18 protein-coding genes are annotated in these 16,878 nt (G+C 66.5%); 10 read left to right on the forward strand and 8 right to left on the reverse strand.

Translation table 11 applies throughout. From position 1 onward, the window contains the following. Nucleotide 1: 1 nt before the first annotated feature. From AC07YR_RS20130 to AC07YR_RS20140, 3 genes are all read left to right on the forward strand, one after another. A complete protein-coding gene (locus AC07YR_RS20130; RefSeq protein ID WP_494735034.1) occupies nucleotides 2-883 on the forward strand; it encodes a transketolase in 882 nt (293 codons plus the stop codon). Continuing rightward, nucleotides 880-1,887: a transketolase family protein gene (locus AC07YR_RS20135; RefSeq protein WP_494735035.1), complete on the forward strand. Its 1,008-nt coding sequence runs from the start codon at nucleotides 880-882 to the stop codon at nucleotides 1,885-1,887. Before AC07YR_RS20130 ends, AC07YR_RS20135 begins: the two co-directional genes overlap by 4 nt. 146 nt (nucleotides 1,888-2,033) lie before the next feature. Further along, entirely contained in the window at nucleotides 2,034-2,693 is a 660-nt protein-coding gene (locus AC07YR_RS20140; protein WP_028272403.1) for a GntR family transcriptional regulator, read from the forward strand. 119 nt (nucleotides 2,694-2,812) lie between these two features. Here AC07YR_RS20140 and AC07YR_RS20145 read toward each other — a convergent pair whose 3' ends face one another. The 5 genes from AC07YR_RS20145 to AC07YR_RS20165 all read right to left on the reverse strand — a co-directional run bounded on the left by AC07YR_RS20145 (nucleotide 2,813) and on the right by AC07YR_RS20165 (nucleotide 7,401). Next, a complete protein-coding gene (locus AC07YR_RS20145) occupies nucleotides 2,813-3,595 on the reverse strand; it encodes an SDR family NAD(P)-dependent oxidoreductase (RefSeq protein ID WP_494735036.1) in 783 nt (260 codons plus the stop codon). 185 nt (nucleotides 3,596-3,780) lie between these two features. Then, the gene (locus tag AC07YR_RS20150; RefSeq protein WP_494735037.1) at nucleotides 3,781-5,463 is read right to left on the reverse strand and encodes a DUF4389 domain-containing protein; all 1,683 of its coding nucleotides are present in this window, start codon (nucleotides 5,461-5,463) and stop codon (nucleotides 3,781-3,783) included. A gap of 44 nt (nucleotides 5,464-5,507) precedes the next feature. Then, on the reverse strand, nucleotides 5,508-5,951 hold the full coding sequence (locus tag AC07YR_RS20155; RefSeq protein ID WP_436059088.1) for a flavodoxin family protein: 444 nt from the start codon (nucleotides 5,949-5,951) through the stop codon (nucleotides 5,508-5,510). Beyond that, entirely contained in the window at nucleotides 5,948-7,003 is a 1,056-nt protein-coding gene (locus tag AC07YR_RS20160) for a zinc-dependent alcohol dehydrogenase family protein (protein WP_436059089.1), read from the reverse strand. Before AC07YR_RS20160 ends, AC07YR_RS20155 begins: the two co-directional genes overlap by 4 nt. Then, a complete protein-coding gene (locus AC07YR_RS20165) occupies nucleotides 7,000-7,401 on the reverse strand; it encodes a hypothetical protein (RefSeq protein WP_156037192.1) in 402 nt (133 codons plus the stop codon). The genes AC07YR_RS20160 and AC07YR_RS20165 overlap by 4 nt, the downstream gene beginning before the upstream one ends. A gap of 305 nt (nucleotides 7,402-7,706) precedes the next feature. On the opposite strand from AC07YR_RS20165, the gene AC07YR_RS20170 reads away from it, so the two are divergent. Together AC07YR_RS20170 and AC07YR_RS20175 are read left to right on the forward strand one after the other, a co-directional pair. Further along, a complete protein-coding gene (locus tag AC07YR_RS20170) occupies nucleotides 7,707-8,345 on the forward strand; it encodes an SRPBCC family protein (RefSeq protein ID WP_494735038.1) in 639 nt (212 codons plus the stop codon). Nucleotides 8,346-8,357: 12 nt separating this feature from the next. Beyond that, on the forward strand, nucleotides 8,358-9,920 hold the full coding sequence (locus AC07YR_RS20175) for an amidohydrolase (protein ID WP_494735039.1): 1,563 nt from the start codon (nucleotides 8,358-8,360) through the stop codon (nucleotides 9,918-9,920). Between the two features lie 164 nt (nucleotides 9,921-10,084). On the opposite strand, the gene AC07YR_RS20180 is transcribed toward AC07YR_RS20175, so the two are convergent. After that, the gene (locus tag AC07YR_RS20180; protein WP_494735040.1) at nucleotides 10,085-10,591 is read right to left on the reverse strand and encodes a hypothetical protein; all 507 of its coding nucleotides are present in this window, start codon (nucleotides 10,589-10,591) and stop codon (nucleotides 10,085-10,087) included. Between the two features lie 162 nt (nucleotides 10,592-10,753). On the opposite strand from AC07YR_RS20180, the gene AC07YR_RS20185 reads away from it, so the two are divergent. Both AC07YR_RS20185 and AC07YR_RS20190 read left to right on the forward strand, forming a co-directional pair. Continuing rightward, entirely contained in the window at nucleotides 10,754-11,659 is a 906-nt protein-coding gene (locus tag AC07YR_RS20185) for an SRPBCC family protein (RefSeq protein WP_494735041.1), read from the forward strand. 437 nt (nucleotides 11,660-12,096) lie between these two features. After that, nucleotides 12,097-12,714, forward strand: a complete 618-nt coding sequence (locus AC07YR_RS20190; protein ID WP_028272415.1) for a uracil-DNA glycosylase family protein — start codon at nucleotides 12,097-12,099, stop codon at nucleotides 12,712-12,714. A gap of 8 nt (nucleotides 12,715-12,722) precedes the next feature. On the opposite strand, the gene AC07YR_RS20195 is transcribed toward AC07YR_RS20190, so the two are convergent. Together AC07YR_RS20195 and AC07YR_RS20200 are read right to left on the reverse strand one after the other, a co-directional pair. Continuing rightward, a complete protein-coding gene (locus AC07YR_RS20195; RefSeq protein WP_436059095.1) occupies nucleotides 12,723-13,952 on the reverse strand; it encodes a type II toxin-antitoxin system HipA family toxin in 1,230 nt (409 codons plus the stop codon). Further along, nucleotides 13,949-14,209, reverse strand: coding sequence for a type II toxin-antitoxin system Y4mF family antitoxin (locus tag AC07YR_RS20200; protein ID WP_055800437.1), 261 nt, complete (start codon nucleotides 14,207-14,209; stop codon nucleotides 13,949-13,951). Before AC07YR_RS20200 ends, AC07YR_RS20195 begins: the two co-directional genes overlap by 4 nt. 167 nt (nucleotides 14,210-14,376) lie before the next feature. Here AC07YR_RS20200 and AC07YR_RS20205 point away from each other — a divergent pair, with 167 nt between their 5' ends. The 3 genes from AC07YR_RS20205 to AC07YR_RS20215 all read left to right on the forward strand — a co-directional run. Beyond that, nucleotides 14,377-15,072, forward strand: a complete 696-nt coding sequence (locus AC07YR_RS20205) for a FadR/GntR family transcriptional regulator (protein WP_055800432.1) — start codon at nucleotides 14,377-14,379, stop codon at nucleotides 15,070-15,072. Nucleotides 15,073-15,126: 54 nt separating this feature from the next. Further along, nucleotides 15,127-16,170, forward strand: coding sequence for an asparaginase (locus AC07YR_RS20210; RefSeq protein ID WP_494735042.1), 1,044 nt, complete (start codon nucleotides 15,127-15,129; stop codon nucleotides 16,168-16,170). A 46-nt stretch (nucleotides 16,171-16,216) separates the two neighbouring features. After that, the coding region (locus tag AC07YR_RS20215) for a lyase family protein (RefSeq protein WP_494735043.1) at nucleotides 16,217-16,878 on the forward strand (662 nt) is incomplete at its 3' end.

Consider the following 16,878-nt stretch of genomic DNA (forward strand, 5'->3'; position numbering starts at 1 on the left):
CATGACCGCCACACAGGAAACCATGGCCACCACCACAGAACGCGTCCACAATGTTTCAGCCGCGGCCTACCGGATCCGCCACCACGCCCTGAACATGGGCGAGGTCCAGGGTCAGGGCTACGTCGGCCAGGCCCTCGGCGCCGCGGACATGCTGGCCGCCGTCTACGCGGACCAGCTCCGCTTCCGGGCCGCCGACCCCGAATGGGAAGGCCGCGACAGGTTCCTGCTCTCCACCGGGCACTACGCGATCGGCCACTACGCCGCCCTGGCCGAGGCCGGGATTGTTCCGGTGGAAGAACTCGAGACGTACGGCTCCGACGACTCCCGGCTGCCGATGTCCGGAATGTCCACCTACACCCCGGGCATGGAAATCTCCGGCGGTTCCCTGGGCCACGGCCTCACCATCGCCGTCGGCATGGCACTGGGACTGAGGTACCAGGGCTCCACGGCGAGGGTGTACAACTTCCTCTCCGACGGCGAACTGGACGAGGGCTCCACCTGGGAGGCCGCCATGGGCGCGCACCACCACCAGCTGGGCAACCTCACCGCCATGGTGGACATCAACGCCCTGCAGGCTGACGGCAAAACGGACACCGTGCTCCGCACCGAACCGGTGACCGAAAAGTGGGAATCCTTCGGCTGGTACACCCAGCGGGTGGACGGCAACAACATGGCCGAACTCCTGAAAGCCTTCGACAACGCAGCCGTCCAGGCCGCCGCCGTCGGACGTCCTTCCGTGATCCTGTGCGACACGAAAGTGGGCCGCGGAGTGCCGCTGCTGGAAGAGCGCGAGAAGGCACACTTCATGCGCATCGAGGAACACGAATGGCAGCAATGCCGCGAACAACTCACCGCAGGATACGAAGGGACCGCTTCAGCATGAGCACCTCCACAGCAACAAAAGGCACCGCCCCCAAGCTGAAGACCTCAGCCATGATCGCGTCCTTCGCCGATCCCGGCCAGAAGACAGCCTCCGCACCGTTCGGGCACGCCCTGGTGAAGGCCGCGCAGGAGAACGACAGGATCGTGGGCCTCACCGCGGACCTGGGCAAATACACGGACATGCACATCTTCGCGCAGGCCTTCCCGGAGCGCTTCTTCCAGATGGGCATGGCCGAGCAGCTGCTCTTCGGTGCGGCCGCAGGCCTGGCCGAGACCGGCCTGGTGCCGTTCGCGTCCACCTACTCCGTCTTTGCTGCACGACGGGCCTACGACTTCCTCTGCCTGGACAGCGCCGAACCGAACCTGAACGTGAACATCGTCGGCGGGCTGCCCGGCCTCACCACCGGGTACGGTCCCAGCCACCAGGCTACCGAGGACATGGCGATCTTCCGCGGCATGCCCAACCTGACCATCGTGGACCCCTGCGACTCGATCGACATCGAACAGGCCGTCCCCCAGCTCGCCGCCAGCGAGGGCCCCACCTACCTGCGGCTGCTGCGCGGCAACGTGCCCACGGTGCTGGACGAATACGGCTACACCTTCGAACTCGGCAAGGCGAAGGTCCTGCGCGGCGGGAACGACGTCGTCTTCATCTCCAGCGGGCTCATGACCATGCGGGCGCTGCAGGCCGCCAAGGCACTGGCCGAACACAACGTGGACGTCGCCGTCGTCCATACCCCCACCATCAAGCCGTTCGACGCCGCGACCGTCCTCGCCGAAATCAATACCGACCGCCTCGCAGTGACGCTGGAAAACCACAGCGTGATCGGAGGCCTGTTTGAAACGGTTGCGTCCGCCGTCGTCACCGCGGGACTCGGCAAGCGCGTGGTTCCCGTGGCATTGCCGGACGAGTTCCTCGACGCGGGCGCCCTGCCCACCCTGCACGAACGCTACGGCCTGTCCGTCCAGCGGATCGTGGCCAAGGTCCTCGCCGAACTGGGCTAGCGACCCAACCCGGCGCACGAGCGGCAGAACCCGTGAACGGCAGAAGCGCGGACCGGACACGAGACGGTTCCGCGCTTCTGCCGTAACATCAACAGTTAACACACGGACTGTAAACAGTCGACCACTGACATTGAGGACGGACCACGATGGCCGGAGCAACAGCACCCCTGCTGGGACTGCAAAAGCGGAGCCTCCGCGAGCAGGCCCTTTCCGCCCTGCGCACCGCCATCACCAGCGGTGAACTGGAACCCGGACGTCACCTGGTGGAAACCGAACTCTCGGACATGCTCCAGATCAGCCGCGGCACGCTCCGGGAAGCGCTGCGGCAGCTGGAACAGGAGGGGCTGCTGTCAGCAGGCCCGCGGGGACGGCTGTCCGTCCGGCACCTCGATGCCAAGGAGATCCGGGACATCTACTCCGTGCGTGCCGCGCTGGAATCACTGGCTGCCCGCACCCTGTGTGAACTTCCGGACCGCCAGCACGTCATCGGCTCGCTGCGCGCGGCCATCGGCGCGATGGATGCAGCCACCAAGGGCACTCTCGAGGAGCGGATCGAATCGGACCTGGAATTTCACCGCACTCTGTGCCGTCTCACCGGCAACGAGACACTGCTCCACTCCTGGGAATCACTCGAAGGCTCCATCAGGATGTCCATCATGTTCGCCGGGCTGGAAAAGGGCGTTTCGAACATGAGCGTGGACCGGCATCACGACATCGTGGCAGCCATTGAAACCGGGGATGCCTCCCTGGCCCGCAAGACCATCCGCGAACACATGGACACCGCCGCGGACAACCTGGTGGCCTAGGCGCCGTTGCTGCGCCCGGGCAGCTGACGTCCTGCGCAACGGATGGGCAGCCGGCCGTTCGTGGGAATCTTCCTGGCGTCCATGATGGCGGACCGCGAACGGGCCGGCGGGGCAAAGCCTCAGTAGTCCACGATCGCGCCGCAGGAAATGTTCACGGTGGCATCGGTGATGGCACCCGCCCGGTCCGAGGCGATAAACACCGCCACGTTGCCCACGTCCTCCAGCGTCGCCGTCCGGTTCAGGTGCGCGGTCCGGGTGATTTCCTCCACGATCTCTTCACGGCCCTCCGCTTGCCAGGGAATGGTTTCCACGATCCCGCCCGTCACCATCGTGACCACGCGGATGCCGTTCTTGCCGAGTTCCAGCGCCCACTGCCGGCGCTGCCCCTCCATGGCGTCCAGCGCGATCTTGAACCCGCCCAGCCCGTGCAGGGTCTGCGGGCCGGAGCCGCCGAACATCAACACGACGCCGGAACGCTGCCTGACCATGTGCCGCGCCGCGGCCCGGGTGGTGAGGAAGTGCGTCCGGGTAGCTGCAGTGATGGGCTGGCTGAAGTCGTCCGCGGAGATCTCCATCAGCGGCTGCTGGACGTCCCCGTAGGAAATCAGGTTGAAGGAAATGTCGATGCGCCTGGTCTTCTTTGCGGCCTGGTCCACGAAGGCGTTCACTTGGCTTTCGTCCAGGGCGTCGACGACGGCGACGTCCGCGCTGCCGCCCGCCTCACGGATGTCCCGGGCTACTTTGAGGAGACGGGATTCGGTCCGGCCGGCCAGGAAGACGTCCGCACCTTCCGCCGCGAAGGCCCGGGCGACAGCGCCTCCGATGGGACCGCCGGCGCCGTAGACGAGGGCGGTCCGGCCCCGCAGGAGACCGGTTGGCCCGGTAGCGTTTTCCAGCGGCATTGCGGGCCTCCTGCCCGGAAGTGGACGATTCATCCCACTATCTGCCTGTGGGCCGCAGGTGGCAAGGGCATCGCGTTCCCGGTGCCTTGACAGCCCGGCTGCCCGGGAGCAGATTCGGACCATGGTGCAGGACCCGGACGGAAACCTGGTGGCGGTGGCCACCGGCCCCTAGGGCTGGCGCACTCCTAGGGTTGGCGGGGTGCGCCCGGAGGCTCGGTAGGCGGAGGCTCCGTTGGCGAGGCGGGGACCGGCGGCGGCAGATAGCCGGCCGGCGGAGCTTCGGCCGGATCCATCGGGCCCATGTCGAGGCGGAACGGCGGGTATTCGTCACGCATCAACGCCACGTAGGCAATAACGCGGTGCGTCCAGCGGTTCAGGCCGATCAGCAAGTCAAAGAGCCTCCGGCCGAAGCGGCCCGTGAACAGCAGGCTAAAGCCTGCCACGATCACCAGCAGCCCGATCAGCGAGATCCCGCCGCCGCCCTGGTATCCCACCCAGGTTCCATCAACCCAGGTGCCGTCCACCCATCGGCCATCCACCCACGTGCGCCGGCTGCCCCAGGTGCTTGCGGCGCCGGAGAATGCGGAGACAATCAGGAGCTGCGGAAGGGCCAACAGCCACCATTTGATCAGCACCAGGCCCCGGGACAGATGCTCGGGGTACTCGACGTCGAAATCCGCCGGGTAGTCGGTCCGCGCCAGCGTGAAGGGCGGGTAGCGGTCCGTTCCTATGGCTGCGTAGGCGTAGAAGGCCACCCGCCAGTTCCACCGCAGGACGCCCACGTTGAAGTTGAACAGCGAGCGCGGGTAGCGGCCTGTGAACAGGATGGCGAAGCCGGCCACGATGGTGGTCACGAAGAATGCGAACCACAGGAAGAACAGCACGATGTAGTGCGGGATCGCCAGGAACCACTTGATCAGCCACATTCCGCGGGAGAGCCCAGGGTCGAGGTACCCGTTCAGCCGCACGGGGTATCTGGAGGTATCCGAGGGCTGCGGGTCGGTGGGCAGCGGGGTGCGGCCTCCTGCGGGCGGGATCGCTGCAGCCGCCGTGGGATACGGCGCAGCGGGGTACGGTGCTGCGGCGGATGGGCCTGTTGGGTACGGCGTTGCGGCCCCCGGAGCTCGGGATTCCGGGCCTCCGGGCACGCCCGCCGGTTCCATGTGATCGGCGGCCGGGTAATGCGGCGGCGGCCCGTGCCTGCCGAGTCCTGCGGCGCCGGCAACAATGAGCGGCACGCCCACGGCCAGCAGCGCAATGCCGCCGATCAGCAGCCCGATGAAGACCGGCCACAACAGATCGGACCGAACGCCGGCCTGCAGGTCAACGGAAACAGGAGCGGCGCCGTCGGCGTTCATGACCACCACTGACCAGCGGCCGCTGCGGAGGTCCCACTCAACCTGCTGGGTCCCGGTTCCCTGGGCCGAGGTGGACCAGAATGGCTGCGCCCCGGGGGCTGCGGGTTCGGCGTTGCCGGGGACCTCACGGTACTCGACGCGGAACGGGTAGGAATCCAATTTGGTGATCTCGGAATGCCGGACGTTGTCGAGGTACCGGGCCACGTCTTCCTGGGGTCCGATGCCGATAAAGATCTGTTTGCCGGATGCCGCCGTTCCCCGCAACAGCAGGCGGCCGGCGCTGTCCACCGGCAGGACGTCCGGCAGTTCCTCGTCCACCAGGACGACCAGGCCGGGCGAGGTGATGGCCCGCGTGGCCACATCGTAGCGCTCGGTGGGCGTGGTCAAATATCCGTTGTCGCGCTGCTGGAAGTTGACCCATCCGACGAAGCCGGCACCGGTCAGCAGCCCAAGCCCCATCAGGGCGGCGAGGGTCCCGAGCACCAGCATGACTATCCGGCCTGGTTTCATGGCCGCAGTCCTTTCTTGCCTCTTGCCTGGCCCCCCGGCGGCTATCAACCCACTCTTTTGAGCAGGTCCGCGGCCCATGCGGCCGCTTTGTCGAGTTCCCCGCTGCGGAGCGGGCCCTCGCTGCCTTTGACGTAAAAGGGCATCGGCTTGGAGATGATCTCCGCGCCACCGGCTTTGAGCGATTCGGTCATCTTCTTGGCCGCATCGCCGTGGATAAACAGCCGGACACGGGTGTCGAAGGCTGCCGCTTTGACGCCCGCGAGCCGGCCGTCGCCGAGGCCGGACAGCAACTCGGTGATCTTCGGCGTCGGCCGCCAGCCGTTGATGGGACTTCCGACGACGAACAGGTCGCCTTCTGCGAGCGCGGTGGCCTGGAAGTCCGTCACGGAAACAGCCTGGGCCTGCAGAGGCCCGAGGGCGGCCACGATGGCTTCGGCCACCTGCCTGGTGTTTCCGTAGGCGGAGTCGTAGACCACCAGGGCTTTCACGCCGTGATCACCACTTTGAGTGCCTTGGTTTCCGCGGCGCGGGCGAAAGTGTCGTAGGCGTCCATGAACTGGTCGAACGTGAAGTGGTGGGTGGCGAATTTCTCCGCCGGCACCTTCTTCTGGGCCACCAGCTTCAGGAGCATCGGCGTGGTGTTGGCGTTGACCAGGCCCATGCTGATGTTGATGTTCTGGATCCAGAGGTTCTCCACATGCAGTTCCACGGACTTGCCGTGAACGCCCACGTTGGCCACGTTGCCGCCGGGACGGACGATGTCCGTGCACATGGTGAAGGTCGCCGGGATGCCCACCGCTTCAATGGCCACGTCCACGCCCTGCCCGTCCGTGAACGCCAACACCTGTTCCTTCCAGTCGGCGTCGCCGGAGAGGACGACGTTGGTGGCGCCGAACTCGCGGGACTTTTCCAGCCGGTTGGCGTCAAGGTCGATTGCGATGATGGTTGCCGCGCCGTACAGCCCGGCGGTGGCGATAGCTGCCAACCCGACCGGACCCGCGCCCACAACAGCCACGGTGTCCCCCGGCTTGACCCGCCCGTACTGCACGCCGATTTCAAAGCCTGTGGGAAGGATGTCGGAGAGCATCACAGCCTGGTCGTCGCTGACCCCTTCAGGGAGGAGGTGCAGCGAGTTCTCCGCGTACGGCACGCGCACGTATTCGGCCTGCGTACCGTCGATCAGGTGTCCGAAGACCCAGCCGATACCGGCCGCCCCTTCCTCGCCCATGCAGTGCGAGTAGAGGCCGGTCTTGCAGTTGGCACAGTGGCCGCAGGACTTGATGCAGGAGATGATGACCCGGTCCCCCACCTTCAGGCTCGTGACCGAAGGACCCACCTCGGTGATGGTTCCCACGCCTTCGTGGCCCAGGATCCGGCCTTTCTGCACCGCCGGCACGTCCCCTTTGAGAATGTGCAGGTCCGTTCCACAGATGGTGGTGGTGTCCACCTTGACGATGACGTCGCTGGGGTTCTGGATCGTGGGATCCGGAACGTCGGTCCACGACTTTTCACCGGGGCCTCCGTATACGAGCGCTTTCATGCGTACTCCTTCACTCTGTGGATGAAGCCGGGATCCACGATTTTCACGCGGCACGGCACTACCGAGCTGTCCACTCCCGTGGCCAGCCGGGACAGGCGTGCACATTCATGGAGTTGTTCGAGGACCGTGTCGGTAACCCGTGCACGGGAAAGATCGATGGTGAGCTCCTTGCCATGCAGCAGCGACGTTGTTCGCCGCGCCACCACATACAGCGCACGAAGACTGGCCCCTGTCACCACGCCGCGGACTTCAAGACTGGCCGCCTCCAGGTCCGCTTCAATGCGGACCACAATCTTCAGCCGGTGCTCTGAATGTTCGTAATGCGTGGTGGATGGGGCTCCATGACGGGAGTGGACGGCGGGCCGGGTACCCAGGACAGTTCGTGCGTGCTGATTCATGAAGCCGGGTCTCCTGCTATGTCCGGGAGGCGCGCTGCGCCATCCCTTCCCCAATTTTTTAGCGAGACCGGTTGCTGATCGGCGAAGCATTTCCCCTCCCCAAGGTGCGTGCGCGAGTAACGCAGACGTGAGACGCTCCACATCAAGGATGGACGCTCCGCCCAGCAACGGTAAGGGACGAAAGTCCCTTATAAGGACGGCGCGGGGGCAGGCCGGCGTGAGCCGCCCGGAGTAAACGGGGCGTAATGACCCAGACGGGGCTTATGGCCCGTGACAGGTGAACCGGCCGACTGGAGAATGACCGGATGACCAAGCCGCAAAACGTGAAGCGTATTTCCAGGCCCGCAGTGCTCGCCTGGCTGGTGGCATCGGGCTTCCTGTTCCGGCGCTTCCACTTGCGGTGGGGTGCCACCGCCGCCGAAGCCGACGGCGGGCTGCCGGGCGACGATTTCCTGTCCGGCGCCGATCTGCAGTCAACGCGCGCGATCACCTTCAAGGCTCCAGCCAACGACGTGTGGCCCTGGCTGGCGCAGATGGGTCAGGGACGCGGGGGATTCTACAGCTACGACTTCCTGGAAAACCTCGCCGGCCTGGACATCCACAGCGCTGACCGCATCCACCCGGAGTGGCAGGACATCAAAGTCGGCGATCGCTTTCACCTCGCACCAGCAGCTTCCGCGGACCTGGAAGTAGGGCTGGTGGACCCCGGCAAATCGCTCGTGCTGCGAGTTCCGCCCGGTTCACCCACCGGCCCGTTCGATTTCAGCTGGGCATTTATCCTGCAGCCGCAGCCCGACGGCACCACCCGACTGCTTGTGCGGGAGCGGTACGCCTACCGGCAGTGGTGGGCCCGGTGCCTGGTCGAAGCGGTGGAGGTAGTCAGTTTCATCATGTCCCGGCGGATGCTGCACGGGATCAGGAGCCGTGCTGAGGCGAACTCCTAGTACCCTGTCCGCATGCCTGTCTCCGCCGCACCTGAACTCGTCCTAGCCTCCGTCCGGCAACCCGGAGAGACCGAAAGTACGGACATTCACATCAGCCAAGGGGTTGTTACCCGGATTACGGCCGCAGAGCAGCGGCCGGACGACGCGAGCCCCGCTGGTGCCGGCATGACTGGTACCCGGATCGTTGACTGCGGTGGCCGGAGCGTCATCCCGGGCCTGTGGGACGAGCATGTGCACATGACCCAGTGGGCCATGGCCGCCAACCGGATCGACCTGTCGCACGCCGCGTCGGCGCGGAACGCCGTCGACGTCGTCCGTTCAAGTTTGGAAGACCGCCTGGGCGGCAATCGCCGCAAGGATGAGAACGACGGCGGCACCGGACCCACGCTGGTGGGCGTCGGCTTCCGCGACGCCGTCTGGGCGGACGTTCCCAGCCTGGCGATGCTCGATGCCGTGACTCAGGGAGTGCCTGCAGCGCTGATCAGCCATGACCTCCACTGCGTCTGGCTGAACAGTGCCGCCGCACGGCGCTACGGCGTGGAGGTAGACGCCGGCGGCCTGCTGCGGGAGGACGCGGCCTTTGCCCTGACCCGTGAACTGGGCCGGCTGCCGGATGCGGTGGTTGACGCGTGGGTGGCCGATGCTGCCCGGAAGGCCGCCGCCCGCGGAGTGGTGGGGATCGTGGACTTCGAGATGACCTGGAACCGCGACGTGTGGCTCCGGCGTATCAATGGCGGCTTCGGGTCCCTTCGGGTGGAGGCTGGCGTCTATCCCGAGCATCTGGACCGCGCGCGGCTCGAGGCCATGCGGACAGGGCAGGACATTCCCGGCGGGAACGGCCTGCTCCGCGTGGGCCCGCTCAAGGTCCTCATCGACGGCTCCCTCAATACGCGGACCGCCTACTGCGTGGATCCCTACCCGCACGGCGGACGGGGCCTGCTGACCGTCAGCGAACCGGAACTCCTGGGGCTGCTGGTCCGGGCCAGGGAGGCCGGCTTCGTTCCAGCGGTCCACGCGATCGGTGACGCCGCGAACCAAGTGGCGCTGAACGCCTTCGAGGCTGCCGGAATCCGGGGACGCATTGAACATGCCCAGTTTGTGCGGCAGGATGACTTCGCGCGTTTTGGCCGGCTGGGCCTGACCGCGAGCGTCCAGCCGGCGCATGCCCTCGATGATCGCGATGCCGCCGACGCCAACTGGGGCGACCGCACCGACCGGGCCTTTCCGCTGCGGTCGCTGCTGGCCGCCGGGGCCACCCTGGCGCTGGGTTCGGACGCTCCGGTGGCGCCGCTGGATCCGTGGGTTGCGATGTCGGCCGCGACCACCCGGTCCAGCCGGGACGGACGGGCACCGTGGCACCCGGAACAGGCAATCACGCGGGAGGAATCCCTGGCGGCGTCTGCCCGCGGCCGCAACCGGATCAGGGTGGGCGACCCTGCGGACATCGCGGTGCTGGACGACGACCCGCTCGGCGTCCCGGACGAAGTGTTCTCCTCGATGCCGGTAGCGGCAACGCTCGTTGCCGGCCGGTTCACGCACGGCGGCGGCTTGACACACGACGGCGGCTTGACGTAGGACGGCGGCTTGACACATGACGACCGGACGGGCGACGACGGCGGGATGGTTGCGTCCGGATCCTGACAAGAGCGCGAACGGACACTTACGGCCCTTACTCACCGCCCGCCGTCGTGCGCCAAGAGCGCGAACGGACACTTACGGCCCTTACGGGGGCCTGACGCTTATCCCTTCACCCGGGCCTGGACCAGATTGGCGAACGGCAGGCGGCCGAATTCCTCACGGAAGGCGGCGTGATACGCGGCCTCCGCCTGGTTCAGCCCACCGGCGGGCAACTCTTTCCAGGCTATGAGCAGGGACTTGGTGTTTGCGAGTTGCCAGATGAGCCGTCCGTCCCAGTGTCCGGGAGGCTTACCAATGCCAAAGTCCAGGAATTCCTGGATCTGCCGGCGCAGGCCGCGGTTGCCCTTGCTTCCGGGCCCGGCCTTTCCGACGTAGAGGACCTCCGCGCCGTCCACCCATTCGGCAGCGAGCTTTTCGGCGGAGAGCGAGGGGTCCTTTTTCTTGAACACCCCGGCGGTGCTCTTGGCAAGGAACTGAGCCTGGAATCCGTCAGGCTGGAGGACGGCGAAGATCCCGGGCGCCTGCGGGATGCGGTTGATGTCGACGTCCGCGAAGGTCCTGAAGCCGGCGAAACCGTCTTCCCGGAGCGCCCTCTTGTTGACCTGCATGAGTGGGGGTCCTTGGCTCGTGAACTCGTGGAACGGCGGGGCCCGCCAAAGAAACTCTAGCCGGATGCCAGCATCAAAGTTATAGTAAGCATGCTGATTAGTTGGCGAAATCATCGCCCCTCGTCAGGCATTCTTCAACCCTTTCTAGTCAAAGGAGACACCATGAGCACGAAGGTCGAGAAGCGCATTCTGGTCAACGTCCCGACAAGCACGGCGTACAACCAGTGGACCCAGTTCGAGGAATTTCCGCACTTCATGGGTGGCGTGAAGAGCGTGGCCCAACTCAGCGACGATCGTCTTGAATGGGTGGCCGAAATCGCAGGTATCCGCCGGAAGTGGGAGGCGAAAATCCTGGAGCAGGTCCCCGACCGCAAGGTTGCCTGGGCCGCGACCGAAGGCGCAACCAATGCGGGAACAGTAACCTTCGAAGACGTGGGTGGCGGCCAGACTTCGGTGCAGCTTTCGCTCGAATACGAACCGGAAGGCATCGTGGAGACCATCGGCGACAAACTTCATGTCGTCGACCGTCAGGTGGAAGCGGACCTGAAGAGGTTCAAGGACTTCATCGAGGACGAAGGCTATGCAAGCGGCGCCTGGCGCGGGACCGTCAACGAGGGCGCCTCTCCCGGAACGCCCGGAGTCGAGGCTGCCGCGGCTTCACGCGGCGATTCCGGCAGGGCCGGTGTGTCCGGAAAGGTCGCGGCGGGAGTGGGCGTTGCAGCGGCAGCGGCAGCAGGCGTGGCCGCGAGCATGCGCGACAAGGACACGGAGTCCACACGTACCACGGCTCCCGTTTCCGAGACCCCGGTGTCGGCCGTTCCGGCCACCGATGCTTCCGGATACGTGCAGCCGCTGGATGAGGGCGGCACGGTGTCCGGCGATTCCGGCTCCGCGTTGAGTGACGAGCGGATCGCCAAGCCGTTCGACCAGACCAACGGGCTGGTGGACTTCGAAGGCGATTCGGACGAAACCGCCGACAGCGACACGAGAAGCGCCGCCGAGCGGCGGGACGAGGAAAACCGCGACGGCGGCCTCCCTCCCGCGGCGGGGAGCCTCGGCCAGCACTAGGGCCGCCTCGCTGGGGGCGAGCACCAGGGGCGTCGCCCCCCCGTCAAGCACGGGAGGCGACGCCCCTTGCCTGCGCCCCGCTGAGGTCGCGGCGCCATTCTGAAGCACTCAGGAGCGTGCTGAAGAAGCAAGGCGCCCGGACCCACACCACGCCTTAAACACGAATGACCTGCAGGTACCTTCGCGATCTCGCTAAGAGACGGCCCGGACATTCACATGTCCCGAACGGCCCGCGTTATCTGAACGGTTACCTGCAGGCGCTTTAAGCGTACGCCCGCGCGGTCCGCCTGAAAATAGGCCGGGAGCCTCTTGCCACGGAGCCTGGATGAGGCGCCGTAACTTGTGATTTTGGAAATCCGCAGAACATCAACCCCGGCCAAAAGCGTAGAGTGGAACCAGACGCCTGATTCTGGACGCCGTGTGCTGAGGGAGAAATCGTGACGATTGACTGGGACGAAAAAAAGGCCCTGCTGCAGGAACCGAACATCGCTGCTGTAACCCAGCTTTGCGACGAACTGATGGAAAAGAAGCCGGGCTCAATAGTCCCGTACATCGACCCCGTCCATGACGAGGACGAATGCAGGATCGTCAGTCTCCATGTCAGCCCCGGCAAGGGCACCGAATCGGGCTTCGTGTCGCATTTCAACGACGACGAAGCAGCCCGGCGGGCCACGTCAATCTACGAAATCGTGGAACTCGATCCCCGCTACGTCATGCCGTGGAACGCCTACCCGTGGGTGCGCGACCCCGATTTGCCGTCCGCCCTCAACGTCCAGGAAAAGACGGACGGCCTGCGACCCTTCCGCCAGTTCCTGAAGATCAACAAGCGTGTCTCGGCCATCATCGCCCACGGCACGGATGCCCAGACCTTCCTCACCCTCTTCGAAAAGACCTACCACCAGTCCCTGAAGAACTCCGGCATCAAGATCTACAAGGCCAGCGCTCTCGGGGGCCGGGCCTTCGCGGTCTCGGCGAACAAGCAGGAAGAGCTGCTGAGCAAGAGCGTGGAGATCTACAAGGACGCGATGCAGCGCGCGGGGATCCAGCACCTCTAGCCGCTCCCCTACCCTTCGAGCAGCCTCCGCCGGTGCTTGAGCTCCTTAAGCCATGACCTGGTGACGATCGCCGAGAACGGCGAGCCGCCGTCGTCGTTCGTTCCGGCAAAAGCAGCGCCGCGCTCCAGGTCCGCCACCAACGGACCCGACGCCTTCAACCCCAGCTCCAGCACCTGGACAGCGGCGCGCTCGGCCAGCCCCAGGCCGGTGGCCCAGCCGAGAAAATGCTTCCGCGATATCCCTGTCCGCTTGCCGTCCAGCGTGAGGGCGAGCGTTTTGTCCCCGTAAACCACTGTGGAGGGGATGTCGTAGACCGGGGCGATGGACCACTCCCCCGACGGCTGCTGCACCATCGACACGTTCTTCGCATGCAGGTCGCCATTCCCGCTCAACCACGCAAAGGCAGCCTGGATGGCCAGATTCCGCAACGCAGGCAGGGGCGCTGCGCAGTATTCGGCCAGGGCGTGGCACACCCGCCCGTACGCCACGTTGTACTTGTCCGCCGGGTACAGCCCCAGCACCTGCGCACCATCCTCGACGGCGAGCCGCTGCACCGCGCCATGCGCGCCGCCAGCCAACGGGATCCGGTCAAACCGCTCCACCAGGAGCCCCGGCCGGGCCTCGACGTCCCGTATCAGCCGCACCCTGCTCAGCGGAATCCGCAGCTTGGCCGCGTAGCGGAACATCACCAGCTCGTTTTCCACCACATGCGGGAACTCGGGTGCATTGAGCTTGAGGATGTAACGCCGGCCCGCGCTGGCAACGGGCATGGAGATCATCCCCGCCGACAGCTTGTCCTGCACGCCGGCAAGTGCCACGGGGTCGATCAGGCCGGAATCGCCCAGCAACGCGTCGAAATCGACCGGCGCCTTCGGGTTCAGCTCGACGGCGTGCTCATCCGGGTCCAGCGGCTCGCCGTGGCCGACAATCTGCACATCCCCAACCGGGTTGGCGCCGGCCGCGATGAGGAGGGACAGTTCGTCGTCAACGCTCGTTTTCACCGATCGCCGCAGGGCATTCAGCCGCCTGCCCTCCGGCAGGAGACCCGTGAAGTACGGCGGCGCAGCCCCCGCCGCGGACAGCACCGGTTCAGTGCTCAGCGGCAGGGAACTGGCGACGGCGGGACCCCCCGCCGCGAGGTAGGCCGGCAGGTAGCTGAACCTGGTGCCGCCGTCGTGCCGTTCCAGCCGGGCTGCCAGCACTCCGGCCTTGTAGACATCCGCCACACGGTGCCTCACGGCCGGGCCTCCGGCAGCTGCCCGTCGATGGCGCGCGCCGCCGCCCGCGTCCGGGTGCTCAGCTGCAGCTCCAGCCCGAGCGTCTCAAGCAGCGCCAGGAGTGAATCCAGCTGCACGCTGCGCTTTCCCTGTTCAACGAAACGGACAAACCGCTCCGACACCCCTGCTAGCTGGGCAAGGTCGTGCTGGGTCAGCCGCAGGGTTGTCCGTCGTGCCCGGACCTCGGCTGCGAGCCTGTCGGTGAACGCCTCGGCCATCCCGGACCCCTCTCGACAGGCACGAACGTACCGTTTCTAGCTGGATTACCAGTCTAAGAGCGCCAACGCGCCAACGTAAAGGGAAAATCGGAACGAACGTACCGAGGGCATGGAGCCGACATGGAGTCAGTATTGACACCCCATGTGACCCGTGCCATATTTAAAGCGTGAACCTGTCAGACAGCCGGACAGCAGGACAGCCTCTCGCCCGCCTCAGCGCGGCAGAGGCCGTCTTCAACGTCCTCCGCACGGACATCGAGTCCGGCAAACTCGAGGTCGGCGCCAAGCTCAGCTCCGAAGCCACGCTCGCCCAGCAGTACGGGGTGAGCCGCTCCGTAGTCCGCGAGGCGTTGCGTTCCTGCAACGCCCTCGGCCTCACTACCACCAAAACCGGCCGCGGCACCTTTGTTGTGGCCAGCCGGGTTGCCAAAGACCTGGTGCTCGGCCAGTACTCCGCGCTGGACCTCACCGAGGCGCGCCCGCACATCGAGGTTCCGGCGGCCGGCCTGGCCGCCCAACGCCGGACCGCCGAGGAACTGGAAGGGCTGCGGGAGATCGTGGCCGCTATGGTTGCGGAGGACGACCCCGAAGCCTGGGTGGCCCTCGACTCCGGCTTCCACGCAGCCATTGCCCGCGCCAGCCACAACCAGGTGTTCGAAAACGTGGTCGCCGACATCCGCGGCGCCCTGGCGCACCAGTCCGAAACCCTCAATATGGTGGCCGACCGCCAGCACGCCTCCGACCAGGAGCACCAGCGGATCCTGGCCGCCATCGAATCCGGTAATTCCGCCGAAGCCAGCGCCGCTATGCAGGAGCACCTGCAGGCCGTAGGCGCCGCCCTCGACTCCATCCTCGGCCAATAGCCGCAAGCCACTCGCAACCAACAACCGACGCCCCACACGTAACCCAAGGACTCCATGCTTTCCCCTGCCTTGCCCGTCCATGCCCAAGCTCCGAACCCGGACGTAACAGCCCTGCCGCGGCACGCCCCGCTGGCCGTGCAGACCCGCGACGGGCTCGTGGAAAGCGTCCACTACGGCTCAGTGATCTCCACCGCCCCGGACGAATCCGACGACGGCGGCCTCCGCACGCTGTTCTCCGCGGGCGACCCCCTGGCTCCGTTCTACCCGCGGTCATCGCTCAAGCCGCTGCAGGCCGTGGCCATGGTCTCCGCCGGCCTTGACCTCCCCGCGGATCTCCTTGCCCTCACCGCCGCCAGCCATTCCGGGGCGGCAATGCACCGCGACGGAGCCCTCCGCATCCTCAAAATGCACGGACTGACGGCCGACGCCCTGGAAAACAGCACCGACCTTCCCTACGGCCCGGACGAACGCGAAGAATGGCTGCGCCGCGGCGGGACAGCCACGCAAATCACGCAGAACTGCTCCGGCAAACACGCCGCCATGGCCGCAACCTGCATCATCAACGGCTGGCCGGTCAGCGGCTACCTCGATCCTGAGCATCCCCTGCAGCTACTGGTGGCCGCTACCGTCCGGGACCTCACCGGCGAAGAGCCTGAGCGCACCAGCACCGACGGCTGCGGCACGCCGTTGTTCGCCCTGACCCTCCGCGGCATGGCCCGCGCGTTCGGCCGCCTTGCCGCAGCTGTGGTGACTGACCCCGGAAGTCCGGAAGCCGCCGTCGGCCGCGCCATGATGCAGCACCCCGAAATGGTGGCCGGCGAGGGCCGCGACGTCACCGAACTGATGCGCCTGCTCCCGGGAGCGGTGGCGAAGGACGGCTTCGAAGGCGTGCAGCTCGTGGGACTGCCGGACGGCCGCGCCGTGGCAGTCAAGATTTCCGACGGCGGGGACCGCGCCCGCATGCCGGTCACCGTCCGCGCACTGGAAGCGCTCGACGTCGACACCTCACCGCTCGCGGGCATCGCCACCGGTGTGGTCCTGGGCGGCGGCCGCCCCGTCGGGCAGCTGACGGCCACCGACTTCGTCCCGGCAACCTAGCCGCCCCCCACCAACCCGTCTCCCCAGCTACGTCCCGAGGATATCCATGACCGACACCGCATCCCCCGCCGATTTCCGTTCCGAACACGACCTCCTGGGTGACCGTGATGTCCCCGCCGCCGCGTACTGGGGTGTCCACACGCTCCGGGCCGTGGAGAACTTCCCCATCACGGGCCAGCCGCTCTCCTCCAACATGTACCTGGTCCGGGGCCTGGCCGCCGTCAAGCTGGCCGCCGCCCGGACCAACCGCGAACTGGGCCTGCTCGACGGCGGACGCGCCACCGCCATCGAGGCGGCCTGCACCGACGTCATGAACGGCAAACTCAGCGACCAGTTCGTGGTGGACGTCATCCAGGGCGGCGCCGGGACGTCCTCGAACATGAACGCCAACGAGGTCATCGCCAACCGGGCCCTGGAAATCCTCGGACACCCCAAGGGCGACTACGCCCGGCTGCACCCGAACGACCACGTCAACCTCAGCCAGTCCACCAACGACGTCTACCCCACGGCCGTGAAGCTGGGCACCATCTTCGCCGCCCGCGAACTCCTCGCCGCCCTGGCCGAACTCGAAGACGCGTTCGCCGCCAAGGCCGCCGAGTTCCGCACCGTGGTGAAAATGGGACGCACCCAGCTCCAGGACGCCGTGCCCATGACCCTCGGCCAGGAATTCGGCACCTACGCCGTCACCATCGGCGAAGACCGGCTGCG

The sequence above is a fragment of the Arthrobacter sp. GW460-12-1-14-TSB2 genome, assembly GCF_059423525.1.

Coding starts and splice junctions, on each gene's coding strand:
- AC07YR_RS20185 (WP_494735041.1), top strand. CDS start 10,754: ATGAGCACGAAGGTCGAGAAGCGCATTCTGGTCAACGTCCCGACAAGC.
- AC07YR_RS20145 (WP_494735036.1), bottom strand. CDS start 3,595: ATGCCGCTGGAAAACGCTACCGGGCCAACCGGTCTCCTGCGGGGCCGG.
- AC07YR_RS20175 (WP_494735039.1), top strand. CDS start 8,358: ATGCCTGTCTCCGCCGCACCTGAACTCGTCCTAGCCTCCGTCCGGCAA.
- AC07YR_RS20160 (WP_436059089.1), bottom strand. CDS start 7,003: ATGAAAGCGCTCGTATACGGAGGCCCCGGTGAAAAGTCGTGGACCGAC.
- AC07YR_RS20140 (WP_028272403.1), top strand. CDS start 2,034: ATGGCCGGAGCAACAGCACCCCTGCTGGGACTGCAAAAGCGGAGCCTC.
- AC07YR_RS20210 (WP_494735042.1), top strand. CDS start 15,127: ATGCTTTCCCCTGCCTTGCCCGTCCATGCCCAAGCTCCGAACCCGGAC.
- AC07YR_RS20130 (WP_494735034.1), top strand. CDS start 2: ATGACCGCCACACAGGAAACCATGGCCACCACCACAGAACGCGTCCAC.
- AC07YR_RS20200 (WP_055800437.1), bottom strand. CDS start 14,209: ATGGCCGAGGCGTTCACCGACAGGCTCGCAGCCGAGGTCCGGGCACGA.
- AC07YR_RS20180 (WP_494735040.1), bottom strand. CDS start 10,591: ATGCAGGTCAACAAGAGGGCGCTCCGGGAAGACGGTTTCGCCGGCTTC.
- AC07YR_RS20135 (WP_494735035.1), top strand. CDS start 880: ATGAGCACCTCCACAGCAACAAAAGGCACCGCCCCCAAGCTGAAGACC.
- AC07YR_RS20165 (WP_156037192.1), bottom strand. CDS start 7,401: ATGAATCAGCACGCACGAACTGTCCTGGGTACCCGGCCCGCCGTCCAC.
- AC07YR_RS20170 (WP_494735038.1), top strand. CDS start 7,707: ATGACCAAGCCGCAAAACGTGAAGCGTATTTCCAGGCCCGCAGTGCTC.
- AC07YR_RS20150 (WP_494735037.1), bottom strand. CDS start 5,463: ATGAAACCAGGCCGGATAGTCATGCTGGTGCTCGGGACCCTCGCCGCC.